The sequence below is a fragment of the Euzebyella marina genome (assembly GCF_014855515.1).
Classification (GTDB): Bacteria; Bacteroidota; Bacteroidia; order Flavobacteriales; family Flavobacteriaceae; genus Euzebyella; species Euzebyella marina.
In genome coordinates this window covers 1245517-1259710 of the sequence record NZ_JACYFK010000001.1, presented here as the reverse complement: position 1 = coordinate 1259710, position 14194 = coordinate 1245517, and the positions used below count along the sequence as shown (strand labels likewise).

The 14194-nt window shown below is 39.0% G+C and carries 9 protein-coding genes; all 9 read right to left on the bottom strand.

Going from position 1 to position 14194, the window contains the following annotated elements:
• Positions 1 to 21: 21 nt before the first annotated feature.
• Positions 22 to 462, bottom strand: coding sequence for a hypothetical protein (locus tag IL356_RS05045; RefSeq protein WP_121850504.1), 441 nt, complete (start codon positions 460 to 462; stop codon positions 22 to 24).
• Between the two features lie 95 nt (positions 463 to 557).
• On the bottom strand, positions 558 to 3206 hold the full coding sequence (locus tag IL356_RS05040) for a TonB-dependent receptor (protein WP_121850828.1): 2649 nt from the start codon (positions 3204 to 3206) through the stop codon (positions 558 to 560).
• Between the two features lie 171 nt (positions 3207 to 3377).
• Positions 3378 to 5015: a glucose-6-phosphate isomerase gene (gene pgi / locus IL356_RS05035; RefSeq protein ID WP_121850505.1), complete on the bottom strand. Its 1638-nt coding sequence runs from the start codon at positions 5013 to 5015 to the stop codon at positions 3378 to 3380.
• Positions 5016 to 5093: 78 nt separating this feature from the next.
• Positions 5094 to 6389 (bottom strand): peptidoglycan DD-metalloendopeptidase family protein, encoded by a 1296-nt coding sequence (locus IL356_RS05030; protein WP_121850506.1) that lies wholly within the window; start codon positions 6387 to 6389, stop codon positions 5094 to 5096.
• 7 nt (positions 6390 to 6396) lie between these two features.
• A complete protein-coding gene (locus IL356_RS05025) occupies positions 6397 to 7359 on the bottom strand; it encodes a tryptophan 2,3-dioxygenase family protein (RefSeq protein WP_121850507.1) in 963 nt (320 codons plus the stop codon).
• Positions 7360 to 7365: 6 nt separating this feature from the next.
• Complete coding sequence (locus IL356_RS05020) at positions 7366 to 8145, bottom strand: DUF3108 domain-containing protein (RefSeq protein ID WP_121850829.1); 780 nt, start codon at positions 8143 to 8145, stop codon at positions 7366 to 7368.
• Positions 8146 to 8565: 420 nt separating this feature from the next.
• On the bottom strand, positions 8566 to 9708 hold the full coding sequence (gene hppD / locus IL356_RS05015; protein ID WP_121850508.1) for a 4-hydroxyphenylpyruvate dioxygenase: 1143 nt from the start codon (positions 9706 to 9708) through the stop codon (positions 8566 to 8568).
• A 202-nt stretch (positions 9709 to 9910) separates the two neighbouring features.
• Positions 9911 to 12094 carry a patatin-like phospholipase family protein gene (locus IL356_RS05010; protein ID WP_317173267.1) on the bottom strand — a complete coding sequence of 728 codons (2184 nt, stop codon included), beginning with the start codon at positions 12092 to 12094 and terminating at the stop codon, positions 9911 to 9913.
• A gap of 99 nt (positions 12095 to 12193) precedes the next feature.
• A complete protein-coding gene (gene uvrC, locus IL356_RS05005; protein ID WP_121850510.1) occupies positions 12194 to 13981 on the bottom strand; it encodes an excinuclease ABC subunit UvrC in 1788 nt (595 codons plus the stop codon).
• Between the last annotated feature and the right edge of the window lie 213 nt (positions 13982 to 14194).

Sequence of the window (14194 nt, the reverse complement as noted above, 5' to 3'; positions counted from 1 at the left end):
TTAGAGTTTGGATTTAAAATACTAGTTGAACCAGGCCGACCACGGAATTCTACTGAGGAGAAATACTAACCCAAGGCCGTAGAAAATGGCGATACTCTTGAACTTCTTATCTCCTTCTACGAATTTCTTATGCCTTGACCAACCAATGGTTATCAAAGCGATAGCTATTATGTTGATCACAGGGTGTTCTAAAGCTAGTAATCGTGCTTGAGCGTTCAGACCACCCATACCTAAAGACTGAATGGCATTTAACCCACTTGGGGATACAAAATATAGGATTAGGCCAACCAATAATTGAATATGCGATAATATAAGGGCAAAGAGGCTCAAACGAAGATCTTTATGCATGGTAAAAACCTTTTTACCTAGCCAACCCGAAAAAGCATTGAACACTGCCAAAATTAGCAAGGCCAAAACGATATAAGCTAAGTAAGAGTGAACTACCTGAATGATTTCATACATAATGGTCAAATTGAAATTTAAGCTCTAAATGTACGGCTTTTTGAGCATAAAAAAACCCCGCTAATAGCGGGGTTTTAATTAAAAATATAAGTCTATTAGAACCTGTACATAACACTAGCGTTCCAAGTACGACCCAAACCGTAAAATACACCAAATGCATCGGTTTGATTTATGTAAGATGTATTAAAAAGGTTATAAAGGTTTGTTCTCAAAACGATATCTTGGTCACCCATTTCAATAGTATAGCCTGCCGAAAGATCGATAATCCCGTACGGATCTAATTTACGAGTTTCATAAGTATTACCTTCTGCGACTACGTCAGCAACATCAACAAATTCGTAAACATTACTGAAACGATTATAGAATAACGAAGCTTCAAACCCGCTAAGCGTTTCATAAGTTACGTTTGCTCCGAAAGTGAACTGAGCTGCATTACTTACTTCCACACCGTCCAAATTAACATTACCATCAAAGAAATTAGCAGGTAGGGGGTTGCCATTTTGATCTACAAAATCATCAATATCAGCGTTGGTAAAATATGTATTATCTCTAAAATCGCGAGTTCTATATGGTGTGCTTCCATCAAATTTCCAATCACCAATAGAAGTGTAGCCCCCAAGAACTAGTCCTTGCATTACACGATACTGAGCATCTAGCTCTATACCTTGGTGTAATTGGGTAACATCTGTTTGCTCTCGGTTAATATCAACATCTTCACCTGTTGCCACACTTGTAATCGTGTTACCATTAGCTACGAAACGATTTGCCCATTGTGTGCGATAAAGGTTAACATTTACCCTCAAATCGTATGTATTATACTTGTAACCAAGCTCGATACCTGTAATCTCTTCATTATCAACCTCAGGCTCAGCTAATTCGGCTGTTCCGGCAAATATATTATCTAAGAAAGGTTGTCTAGAATAGTAACCTGCATTTAAGAAAACTGAATTTTCTGTATTAAAGTTGTAGGCACCACCTCCTTTTACGTTGTAACCAATCTTATTAGCCTTATCTGATTCTTCAGTTGTTTGATTTCCGCTTGAATCTGTCGCAAATCTATCTTGTCTTATATATGACTGATTGGATAAAGCTCCTTGAAAAAATAAAGAGTATGTTTCTTTAGAGTACTCTAACTGTCCAAAAACACCTTGATAATTAATATCTTCAGAGTAGTCGTAGTTAATTCTTTCTGATTCATCAGCAAAATTACTAACAGTTTTCCAAGGATTAAAATCAAAAGACTCGGTTACCACTCTACCATCTGGGCGATCATCTCCCCAACCACTTAAACCGTAGAAATCTACAACCTGTCTAAAGTGGTCTCCAGTATAAAACCTGAAATCAGCACCCACATTCATACTCAAACTTTCGCTCAATTCCAGACCATAGTTTGAAACCAAACCAAACCATCTATGGTTATTCATAGAAGCCCGTCTAATATATCCAGCTCCATTCGGGGCACCGTAATCACCACCAATACCAACTAGAGCATTTCTCTCTCTGGTTGCAGCATAATCGATTTGACCGTCAACTCCCCCAGCAAGAGGATAATCCGGAAGTCTCAATGGGCTGTTACCTCTGTTACCAGTACCACCACCTCTACCGAAAGAAGCATATAAAACTGTCGATAAATCTGATTTGTCAGATATATTCCAGTCCCAGTTCAAGTTCAGAACAGGCTTGTGATAAAAGTTGGTTCTCTCAGATTCCAGCTCTCCTTCGTCGATACCCCAGTGCTGGTTATATTTTCTATAAATAGTAGCAACTTCTTCCGGCTGCGACCAGCGCTGCATATGCCATTGAGGGGCACCAAAAATCAAAAAGTTAAAGTTATGGTCTCCTAACAACTTACCCACTGAAAAGAAGTAATTCTGTCCTTGACCCTTAGTACCTTCAGCATATTTTCTTTGCGCTTGCCAATGATCTAACATTACAGAAAAGCCCCATCCATTATCATTAAGTCCGGAATCATATGAAGCTGTAGCCTTGAAATAACTATCGTTACCGGTCATAAATCTACCAAAACCACCTTCTTTTCTATCCGTTGCCTTTGTAACTATGTTTACCGTTCCTCCAACAGAAGATATAGCTAGCTTAGAAGAACCAAGCCCCCTTTGCACCTGCACTGCATTCGCTATATCCATAACCCCTTGCCAGTTAGACCAGTACATTTGACCATCTTCCATACCATTAATTGGCTGTCCGTTAAGCAAAAATGCGGTATTAGTTTGGTCAAATCCTCTAAGGAACATTTGAGAATCACCAAAACCTTGTTGGTTTGAAACATAGACAGAAGGGACGTTCTTCATCACCTCTGGAAACTCAACGTTACCGGTAGAAGTTGCCTGAATTACATCTTTCGTAATTGTAGATACCGCTATCGGGGTACTTCTGTCTTCTTCTAAGTCAATAATACCTGACCCAATAACTACCACCTCACCTAGTTGTTCCGCATCTGGCTGCAAAGTTACACTACCCAAATCTCCTGTTGAACTGTAGTTTTTGTCTTGAGTAACAAAACCTAAGTAAGAAAACCTTAGGGTTCCGGAGTTGGAGACTACTTCAATACTGAAGTTCCCATCAAAATCCGTTGTTGCTCCAACTGTAGTGCCTTTTACCACAACGTTGGCTCCAGGCAACGGACTACCTGTTTCTCCATCAATGACGGTTCCTGTAATAGTACCTTGTGAAAATGCTACGGCCGTCATGAAGAATACGACCATTGTAAAATAAATCTTTCTCATTTGAATGTGTTTGTTAGTCTTCAATTTCGCTGCAAAAGTGCTCCATTTTATAAATATGAACATTAACACAACGTTAAATTAAACACCGCGAAATTAACACAATTTTTGCACTAAGAAGACTGACAAGCAATGAGTTACCCTTTATTGAATAATTATTGGGATATCTTCAGATTATTTCTTAAAATAATGTAAAAGCCTAAGTGTAGAACCATCATGATCGCCAATCTCTGAACCTTCAATATCTTTCAAAATATTACCGGCCAACTGTTTTCCCAATTCAACACCCCATTGATCATAGCTAAAAATGTTCCAAATGACACCTTGAACAAAGATTTTATGTTCATAGAGAGCAATTAAACTGCCTAAGCTTTCAGGAGTTAGCTGGTCTATTAATATCGTATTGGTCGGTTTATTACCCTCAAATACTTTAAAAGGAACCAAATCTTTCATTTCAGTTTCACTCATACCTTTCGAGGTAAGTTCGGCCTTGACTTCTTCTTCAGTTTTACCATTCATCAATGCCTCTGTCTGTGCGAAAAAGTTTGCCATCAATTTATTATGATGATCCTCATCGCCGTGAAGCGAATGCTTAAAGCCTATGAAATCTGCTGGAATAATTTTAGTGCCTTGGTGAATCAACTGAAAAAAGGCATGTTGCGAATTTGTACCGGGTTCACCCCAAATAATGGTACCCGTTTGATAATCGACCCGATTTCCGTTTCTATCAACACTCTTACCATTACTCTCCATGATTCCCTGCTGAAGATAAGCCGAGAACCTACTTAAATATTGAGAATAAGGTATTATAGCTTCTGTTTCGGCATCGAAGAAATTATTGTACCAAACACTAATTAGAGCCAGCAAGACAGGAATATTCTCTTCAAAGTCTGTAGCTTCAAAGTGATTATCCATTTCATGTGCTCCAGCCAATAGCTTCTCAAAATTGTTAGTGCCTACCGCCAAGGCAATGGAAAGGCCTACAGCACTCCACAATGAAAAGCGGCCTCCGACCCAATCCCACATCGGAAAGACATTGGCAGCATCTATACCAAATTCGGAAATAGCCTTCGTATTGGTGGAAACTGCGGCAAAATGTTTTGCGATATCTTTTTGCGAGGCATGCCCTAAAAACCATTTTTTGATAGTAGTTGCATTACTCAGGGTTTCTTGAGTCGTGAAAGTTTTAGAAACAACCACAAAAAGAGTGGTTTCAGGATCGAGTTCTTTAAGAACCTCATGGACATGGTCACCATCAACGTTGCTCACGAAATGGGTCTTAAGGTGGTTCTTATAAAATTTTAATGCTTCGGTTACCATAGCAGGCCCTAAATCAGAACCTCCAATGCCTATATTGACCACATCGGTAAATTGTTTACCCGTAAAACCTTTTTTCTCTCCGTTGATGATGCTTTCTGCGAATTCCCTTATGTGATTTTTAACTTCAAAAACTTCGGGAACTACATTCTCTTCATCAACGATAACCTCATCCGACAATTTGGCCCTGAGTGCAGTGTGAAGAACAGCCCTATTCTCAGTCTCGTTAATATGATTGCCCGAGAATTGTTGAGAAATGGCATCGGCCAATTGTACCTCTTCAGCCAATTGAAGTAATAAATCTAATGTTTCTTGGGATATTCGGTTCTTCGAAAAATCGACCAAAAAGTCGTTCCAAACTATTGAAAACCGATCAGCTCGATTTTTATCTTCTGCGAAAAGTTGCTTTAACTCTAAATTTTTGGCAGTTTCGAAATGCTTGCCTAAAAGTTGCCAAGCCTTTGATTGCGTAGGATTAATTTTATGTAGAGACATGAGGGTTGTTTACCTTATTAGTTACTAAAACGGCTAATTTAAGCCATAATAGCACTATTCACAACCCGCAAAATGTGATTATTCCGTTAAGGTAGTCAGTTCACCGGCCAATAATTCTTCTTCGACCGGTTCCGGCGGATAGGCAATACAGTCTAATTGATCTTTAATAGGGGTAATGTAATCAAAGTAAGCAGGCTGTAAGGTCTCTGCCAAAGGCTCTGCCTTCGGAAGCTCTTCCCTTAGAGGATCCACCTGTCTGCCGTTTTTCCAAAAACGATAACATACGTGAGGCCCACTGGTATTTCCTGTCATACCAATCCACCCGATAACATCTCCTTGTCGAACAAAATCACCTCTCTTGACGTTTTGTTTTTTCATATGAAGGTACTGAGTACTGTAGGTACCATTATGGCGTATCTTCACATATTTACCATTACCGCCCCTTCTTGTAGACTCTGTAACCGTACCGTCGGCAGTTGCCATAATCGGGGTGCCTATAGGCGCGGCATAGTCGGTACCCTTATGAGGACGGATTTTATTACCGTAGTAACGAATTCGTCTTTTAAGATTGTATCGAGACGAAAGTCTACCAAATTCTACCGGCATTCTTAAAAAAGTTCTTCTAAGATTATTGGCGCTTTCATCGAAATAATCGACCAAACTTTTCAAAGAATCATTTTCGTAAGCGAACGCATAAATTGGTTTACCATTGTGTTCGAAATAGGCGGCATCGATTGTTTCTGACCCAGCATAGATCGAATCATTTATAAATCTCTCTTTATAAATTACCTTGAACCTATCGCCTTTTTGTAACATTGAGAAATCTATGGTCCAAGCATACACGTTGGCCAAATTGTGTGTAACCATGTAGTCGATACCTTGCTCTAACAGGGCTTCCGATAAATTTGTTCTGATTACCCCTGAGACCTCTCGTTCAACAAACTTTACCTGTTTCTTTTCTTTGTATGCCCTCACGGAATCACGTAAATCGACCACGGTGTAGTTGATTGCATCGTTTTCGTAGATAAATACCTGGGCAGTTTCAGTGGTATCGCGAGACTTTAAAATCATATAGGGCTTACCTACACGAATTCGTCTAACATCAAAAGTATCTTTGAAATCTTGGGTTATTCTTGCAATTTTTGGGTAATCTACCTTATGTTGAAGCATAAGTTCACCGAAACTATCACCCCTCTTGACAGTATCCAATTTTACGGTAAACTCATCAAGGTTAAAACCAAAATGTTTAACGATCGGCTTTTCAATAGGAGCAACCGCCAATACGTCTTTAACTTGTTTGGTTTCTTGAACGGCTTTCTCTTTACAGGCTAGAGATAAGGTTAGTACTAAAATTAGGCCCCAATATTTTTGCATTCGTCTCTTATTTCTTTTCGGGATTAAATATATGGTCTACCCATTGTTTACCCCAATTATTTAACTCTTGTTTAGAATATATTTCTGGAAAAAAAACTACTTTTTGAAAACTAGGGGGCAGATATTCCTTCCAATTGGTTCCCCCTGTGGCATCAACTTGCCCTTCTCCCTTGGCCAAATACCTATGGGCAGATCCCATATGCATAAGAGGCCAGTTAACGTTTGCGTTGATATCCATCTTCTTTAACGCATCAACGAGCTCTTTATTATACCTTTTGGTTTCCGGTAATTGTAAATATTTATGATAAATGGTATTACCCCTAACTTGCTTGGCAATTCTTACCAATCTAGGGGTATACCTATATTCAAATTGTTTTAGGGTCAGTGTTTTATCGCCAGTTGACATATCGGTAGCACCTCTTTTCCAATATATCTGCTCATAAAGTTCTTCAATACTGTTTTCAGAGGAAAAATTTTCTCTTTGCGACTGATGTACCAAATTTTCAAGCGGGGTAGAGTAGATTTCAATCATGCGAAACTGTGCCGACTGAAAACCGCTGGCGGGAAGCAAGGCCATTCTATATTGTAAAAACTGCTCCCTTTCCATACCCTTAATCATTATGCTGAACGAAGAGATCAAAGCTTTGTAATAACTATTGATTCGACGAACTTTCTCAATAAAAAAATCAAGGTTTTGAGACTTATCGTCTACCAGTTGCTTTTGTTCATGTAAAATCAGTTTAAAATACAGCTCTGTAATCTGATGGTACATGATAAATATTTCCTCATCGGGAAAATAGGTTCTGGGCTGCTGTAAGCTAAGCAGAGTATCGAGATTGATATAATCCCAATAGGTGAGGTATCGTTGATGGAGAAGGCCATCGAGGTAAGAACTCAAGTCTTGACCAGAGTCTTTATATTTTTCTTCAAGCTTTTCTATCTGCGAGTCTATTCGCTCCTTATCCTTCATTAAAAGTTAGTCCATTATAATCTTGAACTGGTGCTTTAGTCCGTTATATCCGTCAAGATCTGCTTTGATCGCACCCACAGCCAAGTCTGCTTGAATTCTTATGGGTATTCTATTCTTATCGGTCGAAACCCACAATGATAGGCTTTCTTTTTCTTTAAAAACCCGACCCGACTGAACCAAAGGCCTAAATTTATAACATTCTACCTTACCGAACTTAGTTTTAAGTACTTCTGTACCCAAATATTTAAGTTGAAAATTAAAAACGCCATCATCGTCGTACAGCATTTTAAGCTTTACCGCTTCCCCTTTGACCAAATCTTTGGGGTCGTAGTTGTTTCTTAAGTAGTAAAAAGCCGATAAAAGATCTTGAATGCTATCTTGAAGTTCAAAATTATATTTTTTCTTGTTCTTTTTGTCGTTTAGAACGGCTTTATCCTTATCGTGGTGAAAATTTATCTCGATATCTTTGGTATATCCTCCTTCGTCAATCTTACGTATGAATCGGTATGGCTTGCCATCTTCTTTACCAAAATAGCTTTCATAGGTGTCATCGACCTTAAAGAACAAGCTCGCCAGACCGGTCGTTTCGCCCTTACCTACTACATGGTAGACGGGCACTTCACCGATATTATCAGATTTGACATGTAATGTGGCGTAACTGGCATTCAAAAAACCATAATGCATGCGAAACTTTAACCACTCACCAACCTTAAATGCAGAACTTTCATATTGTGCATGAACAAAAAAACCAAAGCAGCAAAAGAGTACAGTAAACAGTTTTTTCATAAAGCCCATTTTATTGTAAAAATAAATAATGCCAAAGGGATTTTATTCGGATTACAATAACTTAAACAAAATTTATTCCAAAGTATTGTCTGCTAAACTTCAGGATTATTTAGGTGCGATTGGCAACTATATCAAAAAAAGCCCCAACATTACTGTTAGGGCTTTTCCTAAATAACCAACCAAACTTTAAATTATGAAAAACCAATACTTAAAGTTGTAAGGGAACCACCCCTTACACCAACAAATTTACTGCTTGTTTTAAGACTGTCAACGGTTTTAACTTACTTTAACTATTACATTAACAGTTATTTTTACCTACAAATGAGAATTTGGCAATACGTTAAGAATACCTATTAAAAAACTACCTTAAAAACCCTCTCACGGGAAATGAAATGGGCATTAATTATATCGAGAATCTCATTAAAGGGTTCCCCTAGATTCTTGTTCTCTTTCTATCGCTTCAAAAAGAGCCTTGAAATTACCCTTACCGAATGATTTGGCTCCCTTGCGCTGAATTATTTCTATGAACATTGTAGGACGATCCAATATAGGTTTCGTAAAAATTTGAAGCAGATACCCCTCGTCATCCCTATCTACCAAAATACCAAGTTCTTTTAGTGGAAGTAGGTCTTCATCAATCTCCCCGACCCTATCCAACAAATCTTCATAATAACTAGATGGCACGGTCAAAAATTCTACCCCGCGATCTCTTAGGGCAGCTACTGTTTCAATAATATTGTCAGTAGCCAAGGCCATATGCTGCACACCTGCCCCGTTATAAAACTCGATATACTCCTCTATTTGCGATTTTTTACGTCCGTCGGCAGGCTCGTTAATCGGAAATTTAATTCTTCCGTTTCCATTACTCATCACCTTGCTCATTAGAGCCGTGTATTCGGTAGATATGTCTTTGTCATCGAAAGAAACCAACTGGGCAAAGCCCATTACTTTTGCATAAAACTCACACCATTTGTTCATCTCGTTCCAGCCTACGTTACCTACCATATGGTCTACATATTTTAAGCCGACATCAGAGGGCCTGTAGTGAGGGTTCCAAGGCCTAAAACCTGGCATAAATACCCCTTTATAGTTTTTACGCTCGACAAATATATGTACGGTCTCGCCGTACGTGTGAATCCCTGAAAGAACTACCGCTCCTTCTTTATCTTCCTTTTGAATTGGGGCATGGTAACTTTCAGCACCCCTTTTTACGGTTTCTTCATAACTTTTGGTCGCATCATCAACCCACAGGGCAATTGACTTGACGCCATCGCCATGAGAATCTATATGTTTATTAATTTCTCCTCCGGGCCTCAGCGGAGAAGTGAGCATAAGGCGTATTTTATCTTGTTGAACAACATAGCTTACGCGGTCTTTCAAGCCTGTTTCGAGCCCTGCATAGGCAACAGGCTGAAAACCCCAGGCGGCCATGTAATAGTGAGCTGCTTGTTTGGCGTTACCGACATACAGTTCTATATAGTCAGTACCTAATAGTGGCAAGAAATCTTCAGCTTCTAAATTTTCTTTAGGCAATTTTAAGGAGGTAGTATCTAAAGTAGACATAATAGTTTAAGAGTTGAATTTGTAAGAATAACTAAGGGCCAAAGGCCGAAAAAAGTAAAGTTGATGATAAAGAAATAGGACTAATACCTATTGGGTGGTAATAACTTACCACATAGCTCTGAGGTGCGAGGTGATATCGATTCTGAATAGTAGCATCTCTTACAAATATCGGAAATTTTAAATAATTAAAGACCTAACTATCTTAAAACCAATATCCCAAACTAAAAAAGAAATTGCCGTTATTACCTTCAGGGGACCATGAGTAATGCACCTGTAGGGGGCCTAAAAAAGATTCCCATCCGTAACCTATACCGTAGCCTGAATAATCAGGCGGGGTAAACCATTCACCTGTGCGAAACAGGTCATCTTCTACATTCGCGTAATTGGCCGTAAACATCAAATGGTTCTTTGGTACAAACTCATAATCTAACCGCCCACCAAGTTTTACGTAGCTGTTTCCGGCCAATGAAAGAAAATCATAGCCAAAGAAATGAACTAAGTTATTCACTTGCGCCGAACCATATCCACCCAAAACAAAATCAAAAGAGGTTACGTTTGAAGTACCTAATTTAAAACCTCCCTCTGTTTCAATATTTAAAGAGACCGGACCGTAAATAGGTACAGCCGACCCCACTTTTGCCTTTGCGACCGAAAACTCTTTAAAGTTGTTATTGAAGTCAGAAGATAGCAGGTAGAAATGAAAATCTCCATCAAAATAAACCCCTCTTTTCGGGAAATACTTGTCGTCGTAAGTATCTAATTGCAAGCCCCCAAAAACACTATAGAAATCACCTTTTTCAAAAAAAGTGCGCCCGTCTTTCACCCTAAAAGACTCAGAGCCTTCCAGACTTTCATCAGCCCCTAAGGTTCTAGTACTAAACTTCAACAGTTTATGTTCAACCCCAGTTCTAAAGGCGAACTCTTCTCGCATAACCGTTTCAATGTAAATCTGATTGGTCATGTCGGTAATATCCAGATTTATGGTATTGATGTTCGATGTTATCGGCACTTCGTAATTGCCCCTTATTAGATTAAAATCGATTTCCTTGGCCGTTTCCCTAAAACTCGAGTTGATACCAAAACTCCAATAAGAACCTTTATCTACATAATATTGAAGGTTATACCTGATATTATCGCCTATGATAAAATCAAAGGAAGTAACATCATCTCTGGTGATAAGGTTTTTTTGTGTGAGATTGATAATGGCCCCCGTCTGAAATAGATTATCATAATGGGCGCCCAACCGAAGAAAAGTCTTGTTTCTACTTTCGACCAGATTCAACAACAACTCTTGATCACTGCCATTGGTTAGCAGCTTATAATGAATCGTCTGAAAGTTACCCGTGGCCGACAAGTTGCTCACCCCTTGTTGAAGTTCATCAAAAGTCGGCGACTCATCGGTATCGAAACGTAACTTACCCTTTACATAACCACGCGAATAGTTTTCGCTTCCGGTAATGGTCAGCCTGTCGACCGACACATAATCGGAGGGTAGATACATTTTCGCAACCTGCTTTTTTTGCCTGTCGGGGTTTCCTATTTTTTTAAGTTCATCAAATTTTTCCCGCGCCGCCTCTTCTCCTTTATCGACAATGGTTCCGAAGAGATTAAAATCGATGACCGAAAAACCGGTGATATCAGGTTTGATATAAATATCCGTCAATTCTGATTTCTCCTGCATATCGAGAGCGGTACGATAGTTATTTATCTGCATCAAAATTTCAGTTGCCGATAATAGCGCCTCTCTATCTTTAAGACCATGTTGTACATCTACACCGATTACAATATCGGCACCCATTTTTTTAACTTCAAGAATGGGGTAATTATTTACCACACCGCCATCAATCAACACCTTACCATCTATTAAAGCAGGCGCAAAAAGAGAGGGCAAGGCCCCACTGGCTATAACCGCTTCGGGCAAATAACCTTGGTCTAACAAAACCTCATCTCCCGTTTCAACATCTGTGGCAATACATAAAAAAGGTATGGGTAACTTACTGAAATCTTTAATATCCTTCACAGGGTAGAGCAACCGCACCAATTCGTTATAAATGTTCTGCCCACCCGATAGCGCCGGAGGAACTGATACCTTAAAATTATTGAAAGGAAGGGTTATCGAATAACGCTCCGAATCTTCTTTCTCATAAAATGTTTTGGCGTTTCTCGGTAGATTATCTTCAATAAGGTTGGTGAAATCGGTCGTTCTGAAAATTGAATCTAGCTCTTTGGCATTATAACCGGCCGCATAAAGTGAACCCACAATGGCGCCCATGCTAGTCCCGCCGATATAATCTATCTCAACACCTGCTTCTTCAATTACTTTTAAAGCACCGATATGGGCCATACCCTTTGCCCCGCCACCACTGAGTACAAGGCCTATTTTCAAATCTCGTTTTTGGGTCGTTTGTGACCACCCACGAAGGTTTACTGCCAATAGGCATAAAATAAAAAATACATAATGTATCTTTTTGTTGGTCATGTGGTACTAATGAAAGGTTTCATAAATCTTTTTAGCCTTCGCCATACCGACCGTTTTGGCCAGGTTTTCTATGGTAGCCTCTTTAATTCTCTTCACCGATTTGAAATTTTTCAACAACTCTTCCGCAGTTTTTTCTCCGATACCTTCAATACTTTCCAATTCTGAATTGATAGCGGCCTTACTCCTTTTTTTTCTGTGGAAGGTTATTCCGAATCTATGGGCCTCATTACGTAATTGCTGAATGATTTTTAAAGATTCTGAGCGTTTATCGAGGTACAACGGAATTGGGTCTTCAGGAAAATAGATTTCCTCTAGGCGCTTTGCAATACCCACAATAGCAATCTTTCCTCTGAGACCAAGAACATCCAGACTTTTTAAAGCTGAGGATAACTGTCCCTTTCCACCGTCAATCACTATTAATTGCGGTAAGGGTTCATCTTCTGCCAAGAGACGTTTATATCTTCTAAAAACCACTTCTTCCATCGAAGCAAAATCATCGGGGCCCTCAACAGTTTTTATATTGAAATGGCGGTAATCTTTTTTAGAGGGTTTCCCGTCTTTGAAAACCACACACGCCGCCACCGGGTTCGAGCCTTGAATGTTACTATTATCAAAACACTCTATATGTCGTGGCTCTTCCGAAAGCCTTAAATCTTTCTTCATTTGGGCCATGATCCGGTTGGTATGCCGATCGGGATCTACAATTTTTATTTGCTTAAACCGCTCTTGCCTGTAAAATCTTGCATTGCGCTCAGACAGGTCAACGATTTTCTTTTTATCACCTAGTTTAGGAACCGTTACTCTGATGCCTTCTTCGACGGTAACTTCAAATGGTAGATAAAGCTCTCGAGATTGCGAGTTGAAACGTTGCCTTATTTCGGTAATGGCTAAAGCCAACAATTCTTCATCGGTTTCGTTAAGCTTCTTTTTAATCTCTAAAGTGTGCGAGCGAATGATTGAACCATGAGACAATTGTAAGAAATTGATATACGCATGAGATTCATCGGAGATAATCGAAAAGACATCTACATTATTGATTTTTGGATTAACAATAGTCGATTTCACCTGATAACTTTCAAGTACCTCGATTTTGTCTTTTATCCGCTGGGCTTCCTCAAAACGCATCTCAGCGGCCAAACTTTTCATTTCTTTTTTAAAATAATGAAGCGACGACTTAAAATTTCCTTTGATAATCTCTCTGATATCATCAATTTGAGCATGGTACTCTTCTGCCGATTGAAGATCTTCACAAGGCCCCTTACAATTACCAAGATGAAACTCTAGGCAAACTTTGTACTTGCCATTCTCAATTTTTTCTTGAGAAAGATCATAGTTACATGTTCGCAGAGGATAAACGCTCTTTACCAGATCCAACAACGTTCTCACTGTTTTCATGCTCGTATAAGGGCCATAATATTCCGAACCATCTTTAATCAGCTTTCTCGTCGGAAATATTCTTGGGAAACGTTCATTCTTGATACAAATCCATGGATAGGATTTATCATCCTTCAGCAACACATTGTACCTAGGCCTATACTTTTTTATAAGGTTATTTTCAAGCAACAGGGCATCCGACTCTGTAGGAACCACTATGTGCTTGATTTTGCGAATTTTCTTTACCAGCACCCTGGTCTTACCGTATTCGTGATTTTTGGTAAAATAAGATGAGACCCTTTTCTTTAAATTCTTAGCCTTTCCGACATATAGTATTTTCTCATCTGCATCATAGAACTGATATACACCCGGACCGTTGGGCAAGGTACTCAACTGAACATCTATAGAAATTTGGGGCATTGATCAAACAGTTAGCCGCAACAGTATCCAATATTGAAGTTACGGGGCAGTTAAATTACTATGTTTTAATGTAAGCGAGCAGGGTTTTAATCCTTTTTAACAATGACGATAATCTCATCAAATAACTCTTAAAATACGATTTTGAATAGAAGAAAAATTCAAAATGATAGATTCTCTCTAAAAACACTCAAAAATTGTCATAGGCATAAAATC